The organism is Pseudanabaenaceae cyanobacterium SKYG29 (assembly GCA_025055675.1).
GTDB lineage: Bacteria > Cyanobacteriota > Cyanobacteriia > Pseudanabaenales > Pseudanabaenaceae > M5B4.
The window spans coordinates 172,399-197,386 of record JANWWT010000004.1 but is presented as its reverse complement, the minus strand read 5'-3'; the positions used below and the strand labels follow the sequence as shown (position 1 = coordinate 197,386).

Annotated in this window: 22 protein-coding genes; 12 read left to right on the top strand and 10 right to left on the bottom strand. The window is 49.7% G+C overall.

All coding sequences use genetic code 11. From position 1 onward, the window contains the following. Positions 1-79: 79 nt before the first annotated feature. Positions 80-859: a response regulator transcription factor gene (locus tag NZM01_08450; protein MCS6960066.1), complete on the top strand. Its 780-nt coding sequence runs from the start codon at positions 80-82 to the stop codon at positions 857-859. Here NZM01_08450 and NZM01_08445 read toward each other — a convergent pair. The 6 genes from NZM01_08445 to NZM01_08420 form a co-directional block, all read right to left on the bottom strand. Then, positions 856-2,379, bottom strand: a complete 1,524-nt coding sequence (locus NZM01_08445) for a beta-N-acetylhexosaminidase (protein ID MCS6960065.1) — start codon at positions 2,377-2,379, stop codon at positions 856-858. The genes NZM01_08450 and NZM01_08445 overlap by 4 nt on opposite strands. A gap of 6 nt (positions 2,380-2,385) precedes the next feature. Then, a complete protein-coding gene (locus NZM01_08440; GenBank protein ID MCS6960064.1) occupies positions 2,386-2,958 on the bottom strand; it encodes a GerMN domain-containing protein in 573 nt (190 codons plus the stop codon). Positions 2,959-2,981: 23 nt separating this feature from the next. Further along, positions 2,982-3,824 carry a metal ABC transporter permease gene (locus NZM01_08435; protein MCS6960063.1) on the bottom strand — a complete coding sequence of 281 codons (843 nt, stop codon included), beginning with the start codon at positions 3,822-3,824 and terminating at the stop codon, positions 2,982-2,984. A gap of 2 nt (positions 3,825-3,826) precedes the next feature. Continuing rightward, a complete protein-coding gene (locus tag NZM01_08430; protein ID MCS6960062.1) occupies positions 3,827-4,570 on the bottom strand; it encodes a metal ABC transporter ATP-binding protein in 744 nt (247 codons plus the stop codon). Positions 4,571-4,581: 11 nt separating this feature from the next. Next, entirely contained in the window at positions 4,582-5,460 is an 879-nt protein-coding gene (locus NZM01_08425; GenBank protein ID MCS6960061.1) for a metal ABC transporter substrate-binding protein, read from the bottom strand. Positions 5,461-5,667: 207 nt separating this feature from the next. Continuing rightward, complete coding sequence (locus tag NZM01_08420) at positions 5,668-6,495, bottom strand: Uma2 family endonuclease (GenBank protein MCS6960060.1); 828 nt, start codon at positions 6,493-6,495, stop codon at positions 5,668-5,670. Positions 6,496-6,602: 107 nt separating this feature from the next. On the opposite strand from NZM01_08420, the gene NZM01_08415 reads away from it, so the two are divergent. The 4 genes from NZM01_08415 to NZM01_08400 all read left to right on the top strand — a co-directional run bounded on the left by NZM01_08415 (position 6,603) and on the right by NZM01_08400 (position 12,313). Further along, positions 6,603-6,974 carry a YraN family protein gene (locus NZM01_08415; GenBank protein ID MCS6960059.1) on the top strand — a complete coding sequence of 124 codons (372 nt, stop codon included), beginning with the start codon at positions 6,603-6,605 and terminating at the stop codon, positions 6,972-6,974. A gap of 74 nt (positions 6,975-7,048) precedes the next feature. Then, a complete protein-coding gene (locus NZM01_08410) occupies positions 7,049-8,020 on the top strand; it encodes a TerB family tellurite resistance protein (protein ID MCS6960058.1) in 972 nt (323 codons plus the stop codon). A gap of 85 nt (positions 8,021-8,105) precedes the next feature. After that, entirely contained in the window at positions 8,106-9,743 is a 1,638-nt protein-coding gene (locus NZM01_08405; protein MCS6960057.1) for an alpha-D-glucose phosphate-specific phosphoglucomutase, read from the top strand. A 17-nt stretch (positions 9,744-9,760) separates the two neighbouring features. Continuing rightward, positions 9,761-12,313, top strand: a complete 2,553-nt coding sequence (locus tag NZM01_08400) for a glycogen/starch/alpha-glucan phosphorylase (GenBank protein ID MCS6960056.1) — start codon at positions 9,761-9,763, stop codon at positions 12,311-12,313. Here NZM01_08400 and NZM01_08395 read toward each other — a convergent pair. Continuing rightward, positions 12,258-13,538, bottom strand: a complete 1,281-nt coding sequence (locus tag NZM01_08395) for an FGGY-family carbohydrate kinase (GenBank protein ID MCS6960055.1) — start codon at positions 13,536-13,538, stop codon at positions 12,258-12,260. The genes NZM01_08400 and NZM01_08395 overlap by 56 nt on opposite strands. After that, positions 13,538-14,623 (bottom strand): potassium channel protein, encoded by a 1,086-nt coding sequence (locus NZM01_08390; protein MCS6960054.1) that lies wholly within the window; start codon positions 14,621-14,623, stop codon positions 13,538-13,540. The genes NZM01_08395 and NZM01_08390 overlap by 1 nt, the downstream gene beginning before the upstream one ends. Before the next feature lie 118 nt (positions 14,624-14,741). Here NZM01_08390 and NZM01_08385 point away from each other — a divergent pair, with 118 nt between their 5' ends. From NZM01_08385 to NZM01_08375, 3 genes are read left to right on the top strand one after another with little or no spacing between them, the layout of a single operon-like run. Further along, positions 14,742-14,948 carry a hypothetical protein gene (locus NZM01_08385; GenBank protein MCS6960053.1) on the top strand — a complete coding sequence of 69 codons (207 nt, stop codon included), beginning with the start codon at positions 14,742-14,744 and terminating at the stop codon, positions 14,946-14,948. A gap of 2 nt (positions 14,949-14,950) precedes the next feature. Next, positions 14,951-15,745 carry a 16S rRNA (adenine(1518)-N(6)/adenine(1519)-N(6))-dimethyltransferase RsmA gene (gene rsmA, locus NZM01_08380; protein ID MCS6960052.1) on the top strand — a complete coding sequence of 265 codons (795 nt, stop codon included), beginning with the start codon at positions 14,951-14,953 and terminating at the stop codon, positions 15,743-15,745. Then, a complete protein-coding gene (locus NZM01_08375) occupies positions 15,745-16,677 on the top strand; it encodes an NAD(P)-dependent oxidoreductase (protein ID MCS6960051.1) in 933 nt (310 codons plus the stop codon). Before rsmA ends, NZM01_08375 begins: the two co-directional genes overlap by 1 nt. Here the strand turns inward: NZM01_08375 and NZM01_08370 are convergent. Next, positions 16,667-17,299 (bottom strand): FHA domain-containing protein, encoded by a 633-nt coding sequence (locus NZM01_08370; GenBank protein MCS6960050.1) that lies wholly within the window; start codon positions 17,297-17,299, stop codon positions 16,667-16,669. The two genes, NZM01_08375 and NZM01_08370, sit on opposite strands and share 11 nt — an antisense overlap. A 325-nt stretch (positions 17,300-17,624) precedes the next feature. Here NZM01_08370 and typA point away from each other — a divergent pair, with 325 nt between their 5' ends. From typA to NZM01_08350, 4 genes are all read left to right on the top strand, one after another. Further along, a complete protein-coding gene (gene typA / locus NZM01_08365) occupies positions 17,625-19,418 on the top strand; it encodes a translational GTPase TypA (GenBank protein MCS6960049.1) in 1,794 nt (597 codons plus the stop codon). Between the two features lie 3 nt (positions 19,419-19,421). Then, positions 19,422-20,027, top strand: a complete 606-nt coding sequence (locus NZM01_08360) for a 7-carboxy-7-deazaguanine synthase QueE (protein MCS6960048.1) — start codon at positions 19,422-19,424, stop codon at positions 20,025-20,027. 239 nt (positions 20,028-20,266) lie between these two features. Further along, positions 20,267-20,485, top strand: a complete 219-nt coding sequence (locus NZM01_08355) for a hypothetical protein (GenBank protein MCS6960047.1) — start codon at positions 20,267-20,269, stop codon at positions 20,483-20,485. A gap of 140 nt (positions 20,486-20,625) precedes the next feature. After that, positions 20,626-23,166: a mannose-1-phosphate guanyltransferase gene (locus tag NZM01_08350; protein ID MCS6960046.1), complete on the top strand. Its 2,541-nt coding sequence runs from the start codon at positions 20,626-20,628 to the stop codon at positions 23,164-23,166. Here the strand turns inward: NZM01_08350 and NZM01_08345 are convergent. Continuing rightward, positions 23,163-24,428, bottom strand: coding sequence for a serine/threonine protein kinase (locus tag NZM01_08345; GenBank protein MCS6960045.1), 1,266 nt, complete (start codon positions 24,426-24,428; stop codon positions 23,163-23,165). The two genes, NZM01_08350 and NZM01_08345, sit on opposite strands and share 4 nt — an antisense overlap. Positions 24,429-24,988 lie beyond the last annotated feature (560 nt).

Sequence of the window (24,988 nt, the reverse complement as noted above, 5' to 3'; positions counted from 1 at the left end):
GAGAATTTGGTCACCCTTGCTTGTTCTATTTACATAATGAAATAATCAGTAGTGGTTCGGGAAACAGCCTGTGGTGCCCTTGACGAGTAAGACAGACAGCTACAAAGAGAAAATCCTAGTCGTTGATGACGAGGCAAGTATCCGTCGTATCTTAGAAACTCGTCTTTCCATGATTGGCTATCAAGTAGTGACGGCAGAAGACGGGGAGCGGGCGCTAGAGGTGTTTCATGCGGAGGACCCTGACCTAGTAGTTTTGGATGTCATGATGCCCAAGCTAGATGGCTACGGGGTCTGTCAAGAACTACGCAAAGAGTCGGATGTACCAATCATCATGCTGACAGCCCTCAGTGATGTGGCAGACAAAATTACAGGTTTGGAGTTGGGGGCGGATGATTACATTGTCAAACCCTTTTCGCCCAAGGAGTTAGAGGCACGGATTCGCTCGGTTTTACGTCGCTTTGAACGCAATGGCAGTTCAGGGATTCCCAGTTCGGGGGTAATTCAGGTGGGGAACATCCGCATTGACACCAACAAGCGCCAGGTTTACAAAGGGGAGGAGCGGGTGCGCCTGACGGGCATGGAGTTTAGTTTATTAGAATTGTTGGTAAGTCGATCGGGGGAGCCTTCCTCACGGGCGGAGATTTTGCAAGAAGTGTGGGGCTATACTCCTGAGCGTCATGTGGATACGAGGGTAGTGGATGTACATATCTCGCGATTGCGGGCAAAGTTGGAAGAAGACCCCAGTAATCCGGAATTGATTCTCACGGCGCGGGGGACGGGCTACATGTTCCAGCGAATTGTTGACCCCCACGACAAGGAAGAGGAAAAACACCACAAAGAGAAGGAGAGTAAGAATTAGACAAATTCCCGCTCACTTTTACTGCTGTCAGGGGGGAGGAGGAGATTAAGGCAGAGTTTTTGGCATTCCTGGTAATGACCGTAGCTAAATAGCCAGGGCTGGGGAAAATTGGCTTGTACTATGGGAATAAGATAGGGATTGCCGTAGAGAATACCTCCCAATATTTGCTTATCTCGCAACAATTCTATGAGACTTTGTAAATTGGCAATATTGCCTTGAAAGGGGTTACCTCTAGTGTAAATCTGTACAAAGATACTGCGCTCCCTGGGTAAGCTGTAGTAGGTTAGTTGGTCGAATTCGGCATAAATTGTAGTTGCTCCCCAACTGATAGGTAAAGCGTAAGCAGGAGATTGGGGTGTGAGTAATTCTGATGCTTTGGGGAGACAATCGGTAACAACCAAATTCAGCCATCGCTGGGGCAAGTTTATCTTCCCGCCGTGAATCCACTGGATGCTGTCCTGGGCAACCCGATCGGCAACGTAGCCATAGTGCAGCTGATCAAAATCAGGTATCTTCTGCGGCGGCCTTAACTTAGCCTTAGCTTGGCAAATGCGGTTAACGGATTGATAAATCCGGTCGCGATCAATTTCTCCCCGCTTGACGGCTTGATAAATTATTTCGATCGTGGCAATGGGGTCAGGGGGCATTAGCAAAATATCATTACCTGCTTTGATGGCACCCAACACCATCTCCTGTAAACTGTAGCGCTCCCTTATGCCTGCCATCACTAAGGCATCGGTAACTATCAAGCCACTAAATCCCCACTCCTGCCGTAGAATTTTCGTCAACAATAGTTCGGACATGGTGGCAACTTGGTTGTCAATTTCTGGTAGTAGTAAATGGGCAGTCATAATAGCATCTACCCCTACGTCGATCGCCCCTTGGAAAGGGATAAATTCCAGTTGTCGCAGTTGCTCTAAGTTCTTGCCCAATACTGGTGTAGTGAGATGGGAATCAACCTTGGTATCACCATGCCCAGGGAAATGTTTGGCGGTAGTTAAAACGGGCTGTTGTTTAGCGCCATAGATAAACTCCCGCACCCGCTCGCTCACGGGATAGGGTTCACTACCAAAGGCTCTGACATTGATAACAGGATTGAGGGGGTTGCTGTTGACATCAGCCACAGGGGCAAGTAACCAATTGATGCCCAAGCTGGCAGCTTCCTCTGCTGTCACTCTGCCAAACTCAAAACAACGACGGGGTTCTAGTCCTGCTAGTGCCATCGGTGGGGGAAACCGAGTCGCCCCCGCAAATCTCTGCCCCACTCCCTCTTCCACATCAGCCGCAATCAACAGGGGATATTCTGCCCAGGACTGCAGTTCTTGGATACGTAAATATACCTCTGGGGCAGTGCCCCCTAACAAAATTACACCCCCAATGCCGTAGTCAGAAATGAGGCGCTTTAGTTGATCTTTAGTTAACTCCCACTGGGGATACTGGCGTTGCCGGTCGTAGAGATGACCACAGGCACGCACCACCACCATCTGGGCAATCAGACGCTGCCAACTCCACTCAGCCAACAATGCCTAAAACTCCAACGGCAAATCCTGACGAGTCATGGGTTGCTTGATTTCTAAACCTTCCCCCCCGACTGTCCCGATCGGTTCTCCTTCTACCAAAATAAACACATTGGCAGTGGGATTGAGACTACTAGCGGTATAGACTACCTGGGTTACACGGGCAAGCATGCTGGCACTGCCCCCCCCTTCCTTAAATTCTTTGGACACGTTGATGAAGACATCGCGATCGTTAGCAGAGAAGTTCAGTAGCTTCGTGGCAGGGGGGATACCCGAATACAGACCACTGGGAGGAGCAGTAAACAGTTGTTGAATTGCCTGTTCTAGCGCCTGTTCGTTGTCAATTGCCTTGACTGTCTGGGGTACAGCCCTAAATTTCTTCTCTGTCGCTTCAATCCAATAGACACTAACCTGGTGTTCTTTGGGTACAAGACTGACTACTGACTGCCCTTGGGATGGATTGGCATTGTGGCTCCCCGACGGCGGATTGGCTTGGAACAAGAGATAGTAGGCGGCACCCCCAATTAACCCCAACAGGGTAAAGACAATACCAACTTGCGTTCTCCGCGCTGCAATTTTCATGGATGCCCACTAAACTCTTATACCTAAATTCTATCCCAAAATTTTCTGCCCAGGATGCCGTGCTTGGGGGCAAAAAACATTGCCACAATAAACACAAGGGTTTGTACTACTACAATGCAGCCCCCCGTTGCCACATCTAAGTAAAAACTAACGTAATTCCCCAAAATCGCTCCCCCCACCCCTATAACCATCGCTAATCCCAGCATGGTGTCAAACCGATCGGTCAACAAATAGGCTGTCGCCCCAGGGGTAATTAGCATTGCTACCACCAAAATAATGCCTACTGTCTGTAAACCGGCTACTGCTGTCAATGACAACAAAGATAAGAGTACATAGTGGAGTGCATCAATATTAATACCGATCGAGCGGGCATGGGTGGGGTCAAAGCAAAATAATAAAAGATCGCGCCGTAACAACAATAGAATAACTAGGGTCACAATGCCAATAATTACTGTTTGCCAAATGTCCGTATTGCTAATACCCAAAACATTGCCAAAGAGAATGTGAGTTAAATCGATCGTGCTGCTTACCCGTGACACTAATACCAACCCCAAAGCAAAAAAGCCTGTAAACACAATGCCAATGACTGTATCCTCTTTGATGCGAGTCTGGGACTGAATAAACCCGATCGTTAACACCGACCCCACCCCAAATATAAAGGCTCCCAAAGCTAATGGCAAATGCAACACATAGGCTAACACCACTCCAGGCAAAACCGCATGGGAAACCGCATCCCCCATCAATGCCCAGCCCTTGAGAATCATATAGCAAGAGAGAGCGCCACACACTAATCCCACTAGGCTACTCAGCAAAATTGCCCGCACCATAAATTCGTATTGCCAAGGGGCAACTAGCATTTCCCACATTATTACTCTCCTTGCGACCGCTGACAGAAATGGTTGCCAAAAGTGCGGCATAAATTCTCTGGCGTAAACACAGTCTCTGTATCCCCGTAAGCTAAAATACTGCGGTTAATTAATACTACTTGGTCACAGAAAGTTTTAATGGAAGTGAGGTCATGGGTGGAAATTAAAATTGTGTGCCCTTGTGCCCGTAGCTGCAATAACCGATCGATAATCAATCTCTCTGTGGTAATATCTACCCCTGCAAATGGTTCATCTAACAGAAATATCTGCGCCTGTTGTGCCAGTGCCCGCCCTAAAAACACTCGCTTTCTTTGCCCCCCTGATAATTCCCCAATCGGACGTTCCCGCAATTCCCACATCTCTACTTGTAACAGGGCACTTTTAACTAGCTCATAGTCAATCCTGCTAGGAATGCGCAGCCAAGGCATGTAGCCATAACGTCCCATCATCACCACATCAAACACTGTCACGGGAAACTGCCAATCTACCTCTTCTGCCTGGGGGACATAGGCAATTAAATGCCGCTTTTGTGCCTGCCGCACGGGTAAACCCTGTACTAACACACGCCCCTGCACTGGCTGAACAAAACCCATAATTGCCTTAAACAAAGTGGACTTGCCTGCCCCATTCATCCCCACTAAACCACAAATTATCCCCGATCGGATTTGCAAAGAAGCATGGTAGAGAGCAACACGATCGTGATAGGTGACCGTCACATTTTCCACAGCAATGCTGATTGATTCCATAAAAATTGCTCCTATTGTTGTAAACCGCTAATGAGAGTTCGGATATTGTGTGCCAATAACTTGAGATAGGTGGGTGCTTCCCCCTCAGTGTTTGACAGAGAATCGACATAGAAAACGCCACCAAACTTTGCCCCCGTTGCCTTGGCAACCTCCAGTTGTGCCTCCTTGCTGACCGTACTTTCACAGAAAACAACGGGAATTTTGTTGGCCTTGACCGTAGTAATTACCCTCTCTATTTGGCGGGGTGTCCCCTGTTGTTCTGTATTGAGTGCCCATAGATAAACTGCCCGTAAACCGTAGTCCCGCGCTAAGTAGGAAAATGCCCCCTCACAGGTGACAATAAATCGCCGATCGGGGGGAATCTGAGCAACTGCCTGGCGCAACTGATCATCCAACTGTTGAATTGCCTGTTTATAGTTAGCTGCATTGTGGTTATAGGTATCAGCATTCTGGGGGTCAAGTTGGACAAGAGCACGGCGAATATTTTCCACATAAATTAAGCCATTTTGGGGTGATAGCCAGCCATGGGGATCGGGTTTGCCCATCTGTAGATTAATAACCGCTATTCCCTCGCTGGCAATTACAACAGGCACTCTAGGCAAGCTAGGCAAAAATTTCTGCGCCCACGCTTCTAAACCCAACCCATTGGTCAAGATTAAAGAGACTCCTTGACCCTGTATCAGATCACTAGGTGTAGGTTCGTAGGAGTGTATTTCTGTCCCTGGCTTGGTAAGAGAGGTAACGATCGCTTTTTCGCCTGCCACCGTCTGCGCCATGTCCGCCAGAACCGTAAAGGTTGCCAGGATTACCTTCCTGTCCGCGGTGGTATGACCCCTATGACACCCCAGCAGGAGCAACCCTATCACCACCACCAGCAGGTATCTCCCCATGGCTACTTTTCATAATTGTTTCATTTTTGCCAGGTTACAGTATTAGATGGGGAAAGTCAACTTATTTCTGTCAGCGCGATCGATTGTTACATCCTTTCACACAGACTCTAACTTGGAAGGATTTTTGTCCCACAGTCCCAGGCTCAAGTTTTACTGTCAAAGAAAGCCCCTATCAACTTAGCAGTAATGTCCTTTTCCCAGCTCTTGTCAAAGTGCCTCAGGGTCGATGCCCAACGATCGGAGTTTGGCTATTAGCTTCTCCTTCTGCTGTCGTTCCTGTTCTGCGCGTTGATACTCAAATTCCGCCCTTTGGCGCTCTAGGTCAGCACGGCGACGTTCAGACTCTGCTCTTTGACGCTCCAGGTCAGCTCTCTGCTGTTCCCATATAGCCCGCTCCTCTGCTGTGGGGATTAGGTTCCCCTCCCTGTCATACCAGCGCAGCCAGGGCAACTCCATGCCACAGTAACACCCCCGCCATATCCCCAATCCCACTCCCATCTCAGGAATGAATATCTCCCCCCGCTCGTTGGCACCCAGCCGCTGATACCGATCGTTGACCAAATGATAAACCTCCACTCTCCCTGGGCTGACTTCATAAATGACATAATACGGAACCCTTATCCCCTGCTCATACACCCAAAACTTGCCTGGCTTGCAACCAGGGCTTGGGGGAGTCTGGTCTCTCTCTTCTCTGCCATCCCCTGACACAAACTCAATCACAATCAAAGGTGGGACTTTCTCCTGCCACAGGACATAGGAGCGGCGGTATTTGCCCTCGAGCATGGGCGGCACATTGGGGACATAAAACCAGTCGGGTGCTACACAGCCCGTGAGGGGGTCTGCGGTTATTTGCCAGTAGATGCCGCTGTCCTGACCTATGGTGAAGTATCCATCGGGATGGAGTTGCTGCAGGATGGGGTAAATGGCGCTGGTGAGCAAGATACTCTGGGGATGTTCAGCAAAGTTTTCCACGATCGCGCCGTCTGATTCAGGTAGTTGATTGTGGTCAGGCAGTAAGTCAGCAGCAACGATCATAGAAGACAGTCCAAACAACTACATCCATGATAGAGATCGTTGAACCCGATCGTGCTGATAGCTATCAGTGGATCAGTTATTTTTTGCCTGGGTAAGGGAGGGCGGCAGTGTCCGAGTCGAAGAGAGTAGGGGACAGGGGTGAAAATTTGGTTAGGGATTACCTAGTTACCTTGGGCTATCAAATTCTGGCGCAAAAGTGGCAATGTCCGTACGGGGAAATTGATCTGATTGCGACAAACCCAGAATGGTTAATTTTTGTAGAGGTCAAAACCCGATCGGCTAGGAACTGGGACAATGGGGGACTCCTGGCTATTGCTGGGGCTAAACAGCAAAAACTGCTTCTCAGTGCCCAAGCATACTTAGCACAGAATCCAGAAACAGAGAAAAACCTGCGCTTTGATGTGGCTTTAGTAGCGAGGAAAGGAGAAAAGTATCATTTGACCAAATATCTAACGAGTGCTTTTACAGCGGATACCTAAATTTTTCCTAAATTTTTGGGGGGTAGGGGGAGCAACTGTCGTTAGTATTGCTAGCAAGGAAGGGGAGGAAACCTATGGCAACGATCAACCAGGAAGAGATTATTGCTAGTATCCAGTTGTTAGCGCACATGGCAAAAGCAGATGGCAAGCTCTTGGAAGAAGAACGGGAGGGCTTGATCCAGTCCCTAGAAAGTCTCGCGCTGCTAGAGGGGATTACAGTTGATCAACTATTATCGGAAACACCCCCCCTAGAAGAGATTCTCAAGAAAATTACCAGCGAAACTGCCAGGGAATCGGCATACCAAGCAGCTTACCTCATGGCTCACATCGACGGCAACTGCTGTAGTGCAGAACAAAAAATCCTCGATCGCATTGCCGAAGAATTTGCTGGCTTTCAACCCTTTGGCTATGAGGCATGGCTGGAAAATCTGGAAACTCGGGCAAACCGATCGGATTTGACTACCCAAATGCGCCGTATCACCGACACTAACCAACGGCAACTAGAAGTAGAGCAGTTGATTACGGATGCCTGTTTCTTTGCGGCGGTGTTTGGTGCTTTCCCAATCCCTGGGGTAGCCATTATTTTAGATTTGCTCATTTACTGGAATCAGTTGAGTTTAGTCCAGACAATCGGGGAGAAATGGGGTTACACTGCCCAGAATGAAGACTTGAAAAAAGCCCTGTTTGGCAGTTGGGCGTTGACAGGAGCCAGGATTGCCTTTAGCAACGTGGCGAAACTAGTGCCGATCCTAGGGTCAGTAACAGGGGCAGCGGCTGCCTACGCCACAACCTGGGCGATCGGGAAGGCAGCAAATAAGTATTACGCGGAAGGGGGCAAAATAGACAAGTTTGAGCTCCTAGAAGCCCTCAAAAAAGCCAAACAGGAAGGGGAAGCCCGCTACCAGCAACAGGCAGAGGCAATTACTGCCCGCCAAAAGGAACTGCAACCGCAAATCGAGCAACTGACCCAAGACCTGCGATCGGGTAAAATTTCCGTGGATGAATACCGCGAGCGACTGGATGCCCTGCGTAGTCCCAGCTCCTAATGTCTTGTTAAACCTTCAGAAATAGTTACAGTTTAACGATCGGCTGAACCCTGTCTTAGAATTGGGAAAGTCAGATAGAGGCATCATGGCAATTCGCACTGTACCCACCACTCCCTATTCCGACCAAAAACCTGGTACTTCAGGGCTACGCAAGGCAGTATCTGTATTTCAGCAACCCCACTACCTGGAGAACTTTGTCCAGTCCATTTTTAACACCCTGACGGACTACCAGGGGAAAACCCTTGTGGTGGGGGGGGATGGACGCTATTACAACCGCCCAGCAATTCAAATCATCCTCAAAATGGCAGCGGCAAACGGCTTGGGCAAAGTGATGGTAGGACAAGGGGGAATTTTGTCTACACCCGCAGTTTCCTGTCTTATTCGCAAATACCAAGCCTTTGGGGGAATTGTCCTCTCTGCCAGCCACAACCCAGGGGGTATCCACGGCGACTTTGGCATCAAATACAATGTCAGCAACGGCGGTCCCGCTCCCGAAAAGATTACAGAGGCGATTTACGAGGCAAGTAAAACCATTACCAGCTACCGCATCCTGGAGGCGGGGGATGTAGACATCGATCGTCTGGGCACAACTAAGCTGGGGGACATGGTGGTGGAGGTGATTGACCCCGTCAGTGACTATGCGCAGTTGATGGAATCGCTGTTTGATTTTGAGCGTATCCATGAACTCCTGACTAACGGGCGTTTCCACATGAAAATGGATGCCATGCATGCCGTCACTGGTCCCTATGCCTACAATATCTTGGAATATCGCCTGGGGGCACCGATCGGGACAGTAATTAACAGCAAGCCCCTAGAGGATTTTGGCGGTGGTCACCCCGACCCCAATTTAGTCTATGCCAAGGAGTTAGTGGATATGCTCTATGGGGAGGATGCCCCGGACTTTGGTGCGGCTTCCGATGGGGATGGCGATCGCAATATGATTTTAGGACGCAAGTTCTTTGTCACTCCCAGCGACAGTCTGGCAATCCTTGCCCACTATGCCCAAGTTGTGCCTGGGTATCGACAGGGGATCAAGGGTATCGCTAGGTCAATGCCTACAAGCCAAGCCGCCGATCGGGTAGCGCAAAAACTGGGTGTGCCCTGCTATGAAACGCCGACGGGGTGGAAGTTTTTTGGCAATCTCCTAGATGCCGATCGGGTCACCCTCTGCGGGGAGGAAAGTTTTGGCACAGGTTCCCACCATGTGCGGGAGAAGGACGGCTTGTGGGCAATCCTGTTTTGGTTGAATATCCTGGCAGTCACGCAAAAATCGGTAGCAGAGATTGTCACCAATCACTGGGCAACCTATGGGCGTAATTTCTACTCCCGCCACGACTACGAAGAGATTCCCACCGATCGGGCTAACGACCTCATGGCACACCTGCGGGCAAATTTGGGACAGCTGCAGGGTAAACAGTTCAATGCCCGCTACACAGTGGCTTATGCCGATGACTTTACCTATACCGACCCCATTGATGGCAGTGTCAGTACGAAGCAGGGCATTAGAATTGGCTTTACGGACGGCTCCCGTCTGGTCTATCGTCTGTCGGGGACGGGCACCAAGGGGGCAACCCTCAGGGTTTACCTAGAACAGTACGAACCGGACCCCCACAAACACCAGCAGGATGCCCAAACAGCTCTCAAGGACTTGATTGCCCTGGCAGAAACGATCGGGCAAATTTCCTACTTTACGGGGCGCACTGCTCCCACGGTTATCACTTAAATTAAGGAGGAACAATCATGACCCAAGCAATCGAACGCACCCTAGTCTTGGCTGATGGCACTGTCTGTCCTGTACAGATTGAAGATGACCGCACCGGTTTAAGTGTGGAGACCCTCAAGCGGGCTTTTGCGGACAACTTATTTTTCATCCAAGGTAAATACGAGTCCATTGCTACCCCCAAGGACTACTACATGGCGTTGTCCTACACAATGCGGGATAGGTTGCTGCAACGGTGGCTAAAAACCCTTAAGACCTACAGCGAACAAAACGTCAAACAGGTGTACTACCTGTCAGCGGAGTTTTTAATGGGCAGGCACCTGGGCAATAGCCTGATCAACCTAGACATTTACAACAATGTGAAGCAGGCATTAGCAGAGTCAGGCTTGAACCTAGAGGAAATTTTAGAAGTCGAACCCGATCCTGGCTTGGGCAATGGGGGGTTGGGGCGGCTAGCAGCCTGTTTCCTGGATTCCCTGGCGACCCTAGAAATTCCTGCCATGGGCTACGGCATTCGCTATGAGTTCGGCATCTTTCATCAGAGCATCCAAGACGGTTGGCAGGTGGAAATCCCCGACAAATGGCTACGGGGTGGCAATCCCTGGGAGATTGAGCGCATTGATGAAACGGTGGAAGTGAAATACGGGGGGCATACAGAAATCTACCACGATGACAAGGGCAGACCCCATGTGCGCTGGATTCCTGAGCAGACAGTAATTGGTGTCCCCTATGATACGCCTATTCCTGGCTATGGCACCAACACGGTCAACACTTTGCGCCTGTGGAAAGCGGAAGCAGGGGAGGATTTTAACTTCCAAGCCTTCAATGCGGGGGACTACGACGGGGCAGTGGCTAGCAAAATGCGATCGGAAACTATCTCCAAAGTTCTCTATCCCAACGACAACACCCCCCAAGGACGGCAACTGCGTTTAGAACAACAATTCTTCTTTGTCTCTTGCTCTCTGCAGGACTTGATCCGTCGCCATCTCAAGTTGAATCCCACTCTGGACAATCTCCATGAAAAGGCAGCAATTCAGTTGAACGATACTCACCCCGCCGTGGCAGTGGCAGAGTTGATGCGCCTGCTAGTGGATGAACATTACATGGACTGGGATAAAGCCTGGTCGATTACCCAACAAACGATTGCTTATACCAACCATACCCTGATGCCAGAAGCTCTGGAAAAATGGTCAGTGAGTTTGTTCAGTCGAGTGCTGCCCCGTCATTTGGAGATCATCTACGAAATCAACCATCGCTTCCTGGAAGACATCAGAAGTTGGTATCCCAAGGACGAAGAGTTGGTGGCACGCTTGTCTTTAATTGAAGAAGGGATGGAAAAGCAAGTCCGCATGGCCCATCTGGCGACAGTGGGCAGTCACAAGGTCAATGGTGTAGCGGCATTGCACACGGAGTTGTTGAAGAAGGATGTCCTCAAGGACTTTTATCACCTGTGGCCGGAAAAATTTACCAACAAGACCAATGGTGTGACACCACGGCGCTGGCTGTTGCTGAGCAATCCTGAACTGTCGGCTCTGATCACAGAAAAGATTGGCAGAAACTGGCTCACCCACACGGAAGAACTGCGGCAGCTAGAACAATTCCTCAACGATGGGGAGTTCTGTCAACGCTGGCGGCAGATCAAAGAGAACAACAAACGGCGATTGGCACAGTACATTTTGCATCACACAGGGATCGAGGTGAATATCAACTCCTTGTTTGACATTCAAGTCAAGCGGATTCACGAATACAAGCGGCAACACCTCGCTATTCTCCATGTCATCACCCTCTATCACCGCATTAAGCAAAATCCTGCCATCGATATTGTGCCGCGGACTTTTGTGTTTGGTGGTAAGGCTGCCCCTGGTTACTTTATGGCAAAGTTGATCATCAAGCTGATCAATTCCGTGGCTAACGTCGTCAACCGTGACCCCGATGTCCATGGACGTTTGAAGGTGGTCTTCCTCCCCAACTTCACGGTCTCCCAAGGGCAGGTCATTTATCCTGCGGCGGAACTCTCGGAACAAATCTCGACGGCAGGGAAGGAAGCTTCGGGCACAGGTAACATGAAGTTTGCCATGAATGGGGCGTTAACGATCGGTACCCTTGACGGTGCCAACATTGAAATTCGGGAAGAGGTGGGTCCTGAGAACTTCTTCCTGTTTGGTTTGACGGCGGAGCAGGTCTATCGCATGAAGGCGGAGGGCTATGACCCCCAAACCTACTACAACGAAAACGAGATGTTGAAGACGGTCATCGATCGGATTGCGGAAGGTGACTTTTCCCCTGGGCATCCCGATTTGTTCAGACCCCTGGTGGACTCCCTCATGTACCATGATACCTATATGCTCTTTGCTGATTATCAGTCCTACATTGACTGTCAAGACCGTGTGGCAGAACAATACCGCAACCAAGACCAGTGGACAAGGATGTCTATTCTCAACTCCGCGCGGGTGGGCAAGTTCTCCTCCGATCGGACAATTCGGGAATACTGCGAGGAAATCTGGCGTGTCAAGCCCGTCAAGATTCAGTTAGACCAGTACGAACAGGGGAAGGCGGGCATCCATGAATTTTAGGGAGCAGGGCAGCACCGTAGGCAGCTTCAGGGTGACGGGGGGCTAAAAAGGTGACAACTAAGTAATTCTGCCGTATAGCAGTCCAGGTAGCATTCTTGGCTCCCCCACCCACAGTGTAGAGCACTTGGATTGCTTCTGCCCCCAGTTCCCGCAGCCTTGCATACCCTAAACATTCAATTCGGGCAATGCCCTCGAGTATGCCCTGGAGAAATAATTCCGCCCGATCGGGTCTCGGCGTGAGGCAGGGTGCTAGGTCAGGGTCAGGGATGGGAAAGCGTTCCCCTGGTTGCAAGAGGGGATAGTAATTAAAGCTAGTGGGTTGATCGGGGTCAATTTTGCTGCTGAGGGTGGCGATCTGGTCGGGGCTGAAAAAGTGGGCTAGGACTGCTCCCCCCGTGTTAGATGCTCCTCCTACTAGCCAGTAGGTTTGTCCCTGGTAATTCCAGCGATGGCTATAAACTCCATAGTCGCGGCTAAAAATCGGCTGACGGCTGAGAATTTTCACCGTCAAAGTTGACCCCAGGGAAGTGACTGCCGTGCCCAGTTGGAAGTTCTCTCCTACTGCCGCTAGAAACGCTGCATTACTGTCGGTTGTGCCACTGGTAATGTGGCAGTCCGGGTTGATGTCTAACTCTTTAGCCACTGGGGGGGCGATAGGGGCAACGATCGTGCCTGGGGCTACTACCTGGGGCAGATTAAAGCCCAGTGCCAGGATGGAGTGGGGGTAAGTAAGGGTGATGGGGTCAAAACCCAGCTTGAGGGCATTGTGCCAATCCGTCACTCCCTGGTGCCGATGGAGAAAGTAAGCAAGGCGATCGCAATGGTGCACTAACTGCCAGTCTGGTTGCCAAAGGGGGCGGAGATGGACTAAGCGGGCAAGGGTGGAAGTGCTGCTCAGAACAACAGGGGACTCAGGACAAATTGACTGCAGCAGGGGTAAAGCTGATCTGCCGCTGGGGTCGTTGTAGAGTTGTACGGGGAGCTGGACGTTACCATGGGAGTCACAGACAACGAAAGTCCCTGAAGTGCCAGCGATCGTGATTGTTCCTAACTCTTGCCGCAGTGCCAGGGGAATTTGTTTGATGAGTTGATACAGGGCAGGCTGCCAAGTAGTTGCATCTGCTAGGTTGTAGCTGGTCTTGGCGGTGAACAGTTCTCTATCTTCACTATCAATCACCACTACACGGGCACCAGAGGTGCCAAAGTCAAAACCTGCTTGTAACATTATTCCTCCTCTTCCCCTGCCTGACGGGGTGGGCGTAACTCCTCTGTATTTGGATTGCTGAGTAATTGATTGAGTTGGCGCAACTGGTCCGCCGTGCCCATGCAAATCAACCGATCGCCATCCTGCAAAATTGTCTCCCCACTCGGTCCAGCAATCAACTCCCCATCCACGCGGCGAATTGCCAATACCAAAGCTCCTGTACGGGAGCGAAATCGCGTCTGAATCAGACTCTGCCCCACAAAGGAACACAGCCGCGCATCTAAAACATATTCCTCGATGTAGAAGGATCGGTTGGTGCCCGAAATAATACCATCGACGAAATCCATGACCTGGGGACGCAAAGCCGCCGCCGCCATCCGTTTGCCGCCTGTGATGTAGGGGGAAATCACTTCATCTGCCCCACCCCGCCGTAACTTTTGCATGGCTTCTTCTGTACTGGCCCGTGCCACTGCCCGAATCTTGGGATTGAGGGACTTAGCGGACAACACGGTGTAGAGATTTTCCGCATCGGAAGGCAGACTGGCGACAATACACACCGCCCGATCGATCCCCACTTTAATTAGGGTTTCATCCAACGTTGCATCCGCCAGCAAAGTGAGATAGCCATTCTCCTCTGCCACCCTGAGGGCATCGGGATTTTGGTCTACCACAATAAAGGGAATACCCTCTGCCGCAAATTCCAGGGCCACCTGCTTCCCTGTCCTGCCATAGCCACAGAGAATGTAATGGCGATCGAGCTTGCCTATGACCTGCCGTTGTTGTCGCATCTTGACAATTTCTTTGAAATAACCCTGAATGACCGCCTCAGAAACACGATTGACCATGTACCCCACCGTGACAATGCCTGACAGAATGAGACCAATGGTAAAAATTCTACCGTCTGGTTGAAGGGGATGAATTTCCCCGAAGCCCACGGTCGAGAGGGTGATCACTGTCATGTAAATAGCATCGAGCCAGCCCCATCCCTCCAGGAAGCGATAACCTAACACCCCCACTACCCCTAGGGCAATAAAAGCCACTACCCCCCCAATCAGGTCGCGCCGCAAGTCCTGAAACCTTCTGCTGAGGGTAAGCTGTTCCGTCACTAAACCGTGGTCAATGCTTAATCTTACTTTACCTTAGCTGGGTTGGGATTGCTTCCCCACGCCCTGAGCGTAAAATATATAGGATACCTTGCATTCTGAGGAAACTAGTAAGCAAGCCATGACCGACCAACCTGAAGCGAAGCCCTCTGTACCCATCGACCCTGACCTCTTGGCAGAATTAGCAGAAATAACCTCTGACCCCAGCCAAGTCATTGATACAGCTGTCCGCCAGTGGCTACAACGCCGTGCTATCAAAGAAGCTGAGGGGTCCCGTCCTATGCCTGTTAACCCCTTTGTGCCCCCCAGAGGCGAGTGGAATGACTAAAATTGCCCATCTATCCCCGTAAACGGTTTGGGCAGCATTGGCTCAGGGATGAAGGTGTACTGGCAGCGATCGTGGTAGCCGCGGCTCTGGCAAATACCGATCGGGTTTTGGAAATTGGACCAGGCACAGGCAACCTCACCGCCAAAATATTACCCTTGGTGGGTCAGTTGACCGCGGTGGAACTCGATCGGGATTTATGCCAACACCTGAGAAGACGATTTAGTGCGCCCCATTTCCACCTTATAGAGGGTGATATTTTGCAACTAGCGATTCCCCAGGACATTAACAAAGTAGTAGCTAATATCCCCTACAACATCACGGGGGAAATCCTAGAACTACTGTTGGGCACAATTAGCCAGCCAGTGTTACAGTTCCAAACCATTGTGTTATTAGTGCAAAGAGAAATTGCCCAGCGATTGACCAGTCTACCAGGGACAAGTAGCTACGGTGCTCTGACAGTGCGCTGTCAATATTTAGCCGATTGCCAGTGGGTAAAAGATGTACCGCCCCATTGTTTTAACCCGCCTCCCAAAGTACATTCTGCTGTGATTAAATTAACCCCCCGCCCGCTCCCCTTCTTACCCCAATCCCCCCCCTGGTTGGAGACAATTTTACGGGTTGGCTTTGCCCAAAAACGGAAGATGCTGCGCAATAATTTGCAAAGTTTAATCGATCGTGTCCACCTCATCGATATATTTACTGAGTTGGGGATTCCTGACACAGCACGGGCAGAGAATTTGAGTTTAGAACAATGGGTGAAGTTAGCAGATGCCACGATCGGTTGGAGGGCTAGGTAATGCGATTATTTCTCACAGGGGCTAGTGGTTGTGTGGGACATTATTTGGTGGAATCCCTGTTGCAGTCTACAGATTATGAATTATTTTTGTTAGTCCGCAATCCCCAAAAGTTACTATTTCCACCCCACCCCCGTATCACTGTTATTCCAGGCAGACTGCAAGATATTGATTGCCAGAGAGAGCTACTACAGACAATTGATATAGTCATCAGTGCTGCTGCTGCTTGGGGGGGAAGAGAGGAAGTATTTGCCACTAACGTGACGGGTACTCTCCGCCTATTGGAACTATTAAATCCCGATCGCCTACGGTTAGCCATATACTTTTCCACCGCTAGCATTTTAGATAGCCAAAATCATCCCCTACCCCAGGCAGCAACGATCGGAACCGACTACATCAAATCGAAATATCAAGCCCTACAGAAGATTGAGAAAATGTGGTTAAACGATCGGTTAATTGTTGTCTTTCCCACATTGGTATTTGGGGGGGCAAAGGATAAACCCTACTCCCATCTGTCGGGGGGGTTACGAGAGGTAACCAGGTATATTAAGCTGATCAAATGGTTACGAGTAGATGGGACCTTCCACTTCATTCATGCCCAGGATATTGCCACAGTTATTAGCTATCTAGTTAGCCATCCCCCCAGCCAATTACCCCAGCGTTTGGTGTTAGGCAATCCCCCCATCACTGTCAATCAAGCAATTGCCGAAGCCTGTGACCTATTCCAGGAAAAAATCTACTGGCAATTTAGTTTAACCCCCTGGCTGATCGATGTACTAATTAATCTCTTTCAGATTAGAATGGCAGAATGGGATCGATTTTGCTTAGCTCAGCGTCATTTTATCTACCAAGCTATCAATCCTGCTACTTTTAGCTTACCGTGCTATTACCCCCAGGTAAAAGACCTTTTAGCAGAAGTTAGCCCTAGGATTTGAGTTTTTGGTAAATGGCAACAGCAATTGTAGTGTATTCTGCCTTGCTCAGATGTAGATCTCGCAGTTCTTCGATCACAGCATCATAGCAATCGCGAAAGACCTGTATTTCTTTTTGCAAAGCAGAGGAAGTGTGGGGTCGGTTGACCTTTGTCGGTTCAGCTTCCTCCAACACAGCTTCAATTGTTTGCTCTGTACTGAGGACATTTCCTTTGAGCTTGCGATATTCAGGATACTTAACTTTGTCTTCTACTTCTTGATCGCCAAGCATAGGTGTGCGATAAATAAGAAAAACCCTACCCCCCAGACTAACTTCATCCCCGTCTCGTAGTACATGTTTTTTTACAGGCACACCATTAACTAAAATACCGTTAGCACTGGGTTTACCCTCTAAGTTACCGTCTTGAATGATATAGCTATACTGTTTATCGGGGGTAGGAGTGCGCAATAAAATCGCGTGTTGGCGGGAAACAGAATCCCCATGTACAACAATGGCATTACTAGGGTCTCTACCGATAGAATACATACTAGCATCCAACAAAAAAGTCTGCACTCCCCGCTCGTCACTCACCGTCAGTAAATGTCGTAGGGTTGGTTCATTGCTCCCTTTACGAAAAATTCCCATAAAGGCTCTGTTAGGACAAGAAGTTATTACAGTAGATTAACACAATTTTTTATCTTTGCTAATTTTTGTGCAAATCTTAACACAAATTAGATCGTTTTTAAGTCAGTTGGTATTGCTTGGCTAAGTGATTAAGGGAGCGACTAATTCCGCCAAACAAGTTCATAATATTCTCTGGTTGACAATGGTATTTGCGATAAACAAACTGCCGAACAGTAAGAGTATCATAGCTATAACTAACGGTATACCCCCAGCTAGGAAAAATATTTGCTACAGGGGGCAGGGGGAATGCCAAAATAAATTATGAAGAAATGATAACCAGCAAGTTATGTCTCTCCCCATTCGCAACGTTGCCATCATTGCCCACGTCGATCACGGCAAAACCACCCTTGTCGATGCCCTCCTCAAGCAATCGGGGGTATTTCGCGAAAATGAAGAAGTAGAAGCCTGTGTCCTCGACTCCAACACTCTGGAACGGGAGCGGGGCATTACTATCCTGGCAAAGAACACAGCGGTGCGTTATAAAGATACCCTTATCAACATTGTCGATACCCCTGGACACGCCGATTTTGGCGGGGAAGTGGAACGGGTACTAGGCATGGTGGACGGCTGTTTGCTGATTGTCGATGCCAATGAGGGACCAATGCCCCAAACTAGGTTTGTGCTGCGCAAGGCATTGGAGAAGGGATTAAGACCGATCGTGTTTGTCAACAAAATCGATCGACCGCAGGCGGAGCCTCTGAAAGCAATTGACAAGGTCTTGGATTTATTCATTGAACTGGGGGCAGACGACGACCAATGTGATTTTCCCTATCTATTTGGGTCAGGGTTACAGGGCTATGCCAAAAACACCCTCGCAGAAGAAGCAACAGACATGCAACCTCTGTTTGAGGCAATTTTGCGCCATGTACCTCCCCCTGTCGGTGACCCCAAAGCCCCCCTCCAATTGCAAGTGACGACCCTAGATTATTCCGAGTATTTAGGACGGATTGTCATTGGTAAAATCCACAACGGCACCATCCACCTGAACCAACAGGTAGCTTTGGTGCGGGAAAACGGCGAGATGGTCAAAGCCAAGGTGACCAAGTTATTTGCCTTTGAGGGCTTGCGGCGCATTGAGGTAGAAGCTGCTAGCGCAGGCAATATCGTGGCAGTGGCGGGCTTCAGTGATGCCAACATTGGCGAGACCATTACTGACCCCAATGAACCCAAATCCCTACCCCTGATTAAAGTAGATGAACCTACTCTGCAGATGACTTTCTGTGTCAATGATTCACCCTTTGCAGGGAAAGAAGGGAAATATGTCACCTCGCGACAACTGCGGGAACGCCTTATGCGGGAATTAGAGACCAACGTAGCTCTGCGGGTAGAGGAAACCGACAGCCCCGATCGCTTTTTAGTATCAGGGCGGGGGGAACTGCATTTGGGCATTTTAATTGAAACCATGCGCCGCGAAGGCTATGAATTCCAAGTTTCCCAACCCCAGGTAATCTATCGCGAGATCAACGGTCAACTCTGTGAACCCTACGAATACTTGGTTTTGGACGTACCAGAGGATACCCAGGGAGGTGTCATCGATCGTTTGAACCAGCGGCGCGGGGAGATGCAGAATATGCAGGTGGGGAACGGTCGCACCCAGCTTGATTATGTCATTCCTGCGCGGGGTCTGATTGGTTTTCGCGGGGAATTTATGCGGGCTACCCGCGGGGAAGGAATTATGAACCACAGCTTTTTAGACTACCGACCGACGGTGGGGGAAATTGAAACCAGGCGCAATGGAGTACTCATTTCCTTTGAAGAGGGGGAAGCCACCTTCTATGCCCTGAAAAACGCAGAAGACCGCGGTGTCTTCTTCATCAAACCGGGCACCAAGGTATACAAAGGTATGATTGTGGGAGAACACAACCGTCCCCAAGACTTGGAACTGAATGTGTGCAAGACCAAACAACTGACCAATATGCGCTCAGCGGGAGCGGAAGAACTGGTGCAGCTCCAAGCCCCGATCGAGATGACCCTAGAACGCGCCCTGGAATACATTGGTCCTGATGAACTATTAGAGGTAACTCCCACTTCTATTCGCTTGCGGAAACTGACCAAAAAACTGGAGCGAGTGAAAAAGTAGGCGATGAGTCATGCCGTCACTTATCCCGTGGTCGAAACTTTTCACTCCCTGCAGGGGGAAGGCTATTGGGCAGGGGTGAGTGCCTTTTTTATCCGTCTGGGGGGCTGTGATGTCCGCTGTCCCTTTTGCGACACGAAAAACTCCTGGAATGCTAGTCGTCATCCCTTGGTGCCGATCGAGGCACTACTGCAACAAGCGCTCCAGGCACAACCCCAAATCGTGGTTATCACAGGGGGGGAACCCCTTTGGCACAATCTCACTCCTTTGACAAGCTTATTCCGTCTCCATTCCCTGCGGCTGCATTTGGAAACCTCCGGTGCCCATCCTTTGACAGGGGAATTTGACTGGATCACTCTTTCCCCCAAGCCCTTTCTCCCCCCCGTGGCGACTATCTATGAACAAGCCGATGAACTAAAAGTGGTTATTCAGTCGGCACAAGATTTAGAGTGGGCAGAGACAGAAGCGCAAAAAGTAAAACCCTCTACCCATCTCTTTTTGCAACCAGAGTGGTACCAGCCAGATAGCCGTAAACTGGTCATTGACTACATTCTCACCCATCCCCACTGGCGCTTGAGCCTGCAAACCCACAAATATTTGGGTATCAGCTAGTAACTGGTTAAATTTTGTAAATTTTACTACCAAAAGTTTGGCAACAAGAACAGAGAAAGATTGCTGACACAACATCTGCAACTGCAGAAACAAAGAATTTTGTGATGAGAGGAGTCTTTCTAGTTGCGAAAAACTATAACCATGTCTGTCATTATCTGGGTTTGACAGCGGCAAAGGCAGAAATAGAATAAAGATGTAGTGAAAACTACAGTAGGGTTCAGAATGAGAGGAGCAAAAATATGACAGCCACTATTACCAATCCACCCCTCACTGCTAACTGTACGCTGTGCCTGACCCGTGAATGTCCTCTAGCTGGTGCTGCTAACTATCCTGTTAGGGTCTGTCAGACTTTTAGAAGAGCTAATTGCTACATCTGCAACCAACTGGATTGCGTCCTGCACGGTCACAAAGATTCTCCTGTCGTGCAGTGCGATCGTTTTGTAGCCCTTGCGGCATAGACCAAGAATTAGCGCTTATTTGGCTGGCAGCGGGGGACTGAGGGTAGCAGTGGAGGAGAAATGTTAAGTGTTTTGCCAATTCCTAGAGTCTCTTCTATTCTTAGGCTATCTTGGTTAAGGAACCTTCACTGCATTCACCCATGCGCGCAATTGTCATGGCAGGGGGATCCGGTACACGCCTACGTCCCCTCACTTGTGACCTACCTAAACCAATGGTGCCTATTCTCAACCGCCCGATCGTGGGGCATCTAGTCAATTTATTGCGTCAACATGACATCAAGGAAATTATCTTGACTCTCCACTTTATGCCCGATGTAATTCGCAATTACTTTGGCGATGGCAGTGAATGGGGCGTAACATTTCACTACATGGTGGAGGAAGACCAGCCCCTGGGGACAGCGGGGTCAGTGAAAAATGTGGAGAGTCTTCTGACAGAGACCTTTGTGGTGGTGAGTGGTGACAGTGTAACAGATGTGGACTTGACAGACGCAATTAAATTCCACCGGGAAAAACGATCGCTGGCGACGCTGGTGTTGCGGCGGGTGACTGACCCTATGGCTTTTGGGGTAGTGATTACAGACAGTGACGGTAGAATCATACGTTTTCTGGAAAAGCCTGCCCAGAGTGAAATATTTTCCGACACGGTCAACACGGGAATTTACATCCTGGAACCCAGTATCTTGCAGTACCTGAGCGCCAACACCCCCGCTGATTTCTCCCAAGACCTCTTCCCCCGCCTGCTGGCAGAGAATATACCAATGTACGGTTATGTGACTGATGCTTACTGGTGTGATGTGGGTTCCCTGGAGGCTTACCGCCAAGCCCAGTATGATGCCATTCGGGGGCGTGTCCACCTGCAGTTAGATTATCTCCAACCCCGTACTGGTCTCTGGGTGGGGCATAACACTATCATCGACCCCACTGCCAGGATTGAAACTCCCTCCATGATTGGCGATAACTGCTACATTGGTCCCCATGTCAGTATTGCCGCGGGCACCATCATTGGCAACCATGTCACCGTAGAAGCCCATGCAGATTTACAACGTCCCATCATCGGCAACGGGGTGTTCGTGGGAGAGGAAAGCCATCTCTGGTCTTGCACGATCGGGCGCAACGTGCGCATTGGTCGCCGCAGTCACATTATGGAAGGGGCAGTAATTGGGGCAGAGTGCACGATCGGTGAGGAAGCCTGTATTTTAACCAATGTGCGGGTCTGGCCCAGCAAACAAATTGAACCGGGGGCATCCCTGAACCACAATCTGATTTGGGGGGCGATTGCGCGGCGCAACCTATTTGGGCAGCGGGGGGTGAGTGGTATTGCCAACGTGGATATTACCCCTGAATTTGCCGTCAAACTGGGGGCTGCCTATGGCGCTACCCTCAAACCTGGCAATCATGTCATGGTCTCTAGGGACCAACGGACAATTTGTCGCATGATCTCCCGCTCCCTCATTTCGGGTTTGATGTCGGTAGGGGTGAACGTCCATAACCTGGAAGCCACTGCTATTCCCATTGCTCGCTTCATTGCCCCACGCCTAGAGACAGCAGGGGGAATTCATGTGCGCATTGACCCCGATCGGGGTGACCACATTTTGATAGAATTTCTTGACCGCACGGGCATCAACATTAGCAAGGAGAAGGAGAAAAAGATTGAAAGTACTTTTTTCAAAGAGGATTTCCGCCGTGCCCGCATTGAAGAGATCGGGGAAATCACTTACCCTGCCCGTGTTTTAGACTACTACAACAGTGGCTTTGCCGAACAGTTGAATATCGAAGCGATCCGCCAGAGTTGTTGCAAAAAAGTAGTAATTGACTATGTCTACGCGGTGTCGGGGGCAGTGTTGCCGAGGATTTTGGGTAAGTTTGGCTCCGACGTAGTGGTGCTCAATGCTAGCCTCAACCAGCTAGGGGCTGACCCCCAAACCCGCGTGCGCATGCTGGGGCAATTACAGGAGGTTGTACGGGCATTGCAGGCAAATTTTGGTGCCCAAGTGTTTGCCAATGGAGAGAAATTTATTCTGGTGGACGAGACGGGCAGAGCAATTGAGGGGGAGGAGTTGACGGGGGTAATTCTGGAGATGGCTCTCACAGAGCGCCCAGGGGGGACAGTGGTTGTTCCTGTCAATGTGTCAGCTATGGCAGAAGCGATCGCTGCTCGTCATCAAGGGAAAGTAATCCGCACCAAGGCCAATCCCAGTGCGGTGATGAGTGGTGCCCTCACCAATAGCGATGCGGTCATTTGCGGCTGCAGCGAGATGGGATTTATTTTTCCCCAACTGCACTTTGGCTTTGATGCTATGTTTGCCATCGCTAAGATTATTGAATGGATGACCGTGCAACAGCGCACCCTATCGGAAGTACGTCTTTCCTTGCCCCGCTTCCATCATCAGCTGCGGACTGTCCGCTGCCCTTGGTCAGTTAAAGGTTCCTTGATGCGCCACCTAGTAGAATCCCAAAATCCTGAATTTATTGAGCTGATCGACGGTGTCAAAATCCTCAATAACCACAATAACTGGGTGCTAATTTTGCCCGATGCCTACGAACCTGCTGTCCATATCTACGCCAGTAGCGATCGGGAAGATTGGGTTGCCCAGCAAATTAAACAGTATCAAACCCATGTGGAATCTTTTTGCCGCTTGCAAACTGCTCTTTCCCAGGATAGCTCCCTGTTGGAAGTTTAGATGGAACGATCGATGGGTTCCACATTTGGGGGAGGCGGGGTAGGCTGGTTATGCCGTTGCCAAAGAATAATACCAGCAAAAATACTCAGTCCCACCACAGTCCCCACGGTTATAGAGATGAGGATAAGGCGGAAATTATTCTGCTTGGTCGGATTCTCCAGAAATGTACTGTAGTTGGTGTATTGGTCACCGATCGTGAAGGACTTGCCCAGACCTCTACCCGTGGGGGGGCAAGAGGATTCAACGACAGTAGGAGCATCCCAGGCATCAAAACAGGAGGTGAGCTTATCCGCTCTAGGGGAGAATACGGTGGATTGGTCTTCCTGTGACGTAGGTGGGGAAGGGAACTCCCCAGGGGAGGTGATAATATGGGGTTGAGTCGGCTGGTTGTTCCATGACCGGGACAAATTGGCAATCTCTTGTAAATCTATCAGTAGCTCCCCTGCATCAGAGTAGCGTTCCTGGGGAGACTTAGCCAAACACCGTACCAACGCCTGCTCTAGTTCCACGGGAAAGTAATGACAACCCGCTTGTCGTCGTAGTGGTACGGGTTGAGTAGTAGTATGCGCCATTACCCAAGGTAAACCCTCCTGCACCTCCAGATTGTAGGGATTGGTACCAGCGAGAAGTTCGTAGAGAATTAACCCCAACACGTAGACATCCGATCGAGGGGTAGGCTCCTGTTTATCTAATTGCTCAGGGGCAACATAGTGAAATTCCCCCCCTGAAGCCGTCACCATGGTTTGGGACTCAGTCAACTCACCGAGGGGCGGTTCCTCACTGACAAAGCCAAAATTCAATATCTTCACTCGATCGGCAGGAGTAACCATGATGTGGTCAGGATGGAGTTTTTGGTGGGACAGCGCTCCCTGCTGCAAATTCCAGTAGGGCAAATTTACCCCCTGATGCGCTGGCAGCAGCCCTTTACATATCTGCTTCACCAAATTGAGAGCACGATCGGGGGTAATGGACTCCGCCGTCCTAGCTAGTGTCTGACCCTCCACATACTCCATCGTGTAAAAATAGCGCCCTGTTTTGGTCGTACCGTAGTCCTTAATGACCGCTATGTACTCATTGCTAATGGCGTGATAGAGAGCCATTGCGTAGGTAAAGTCAGGATTATCCTGGGGGTGGCAATGCAATAACTTGACTGCCACAACTTCCCCGCGATAGAGGTCAACAGCTTGGTATACCTTACTACTAAGGGGCTGAAGTAATCGATAGCGATTATTAGTATCGAGCAGTTCTTCTATTGTCTGCATGCTGGAAAGAGATTATGGAAATAGGGCTGGGGGTGTCCCACTGGAAACTTACTCCAAAAGTTTTGCTTATCATTATAAACAATGGTTGCAAGATTCATACCTAGTTTCCTCTCCACCTGGTACTGGGAATAGCCATCACCATATTTTTTACAGCTGCAAGTAACTCGTCATAGGCATTACTTAACTGATTACAAATTGTGTAGGTACTACTATCATTAGGTTTGCCATTTTCCTGCTCTTCCTCTTAAACCCATCAAACAAATTTCGATGTTGCTTTAGCACTGCACAGTGAGCTTGATTTGCAAGTCATACAATCATACACTATCCCCAGAGTTTGAATTGCCATTCAGCAAGTATCCCATCGCGACTGTCATGAACCTTGGGTATTCATATTTTGAACTAATGAAATGCCAAAGTTTATCCAATTTAGTTTAGTTATCAGAGAAGTGGTGGTGACCATAGACAAGACTAGAGGATACAAGAAGTGCATCATTAAGAAGTTGAAACTTTCCTAAAGAAAAATCAACCTAGATCTAAAAATACGTCAACAATACACAGAA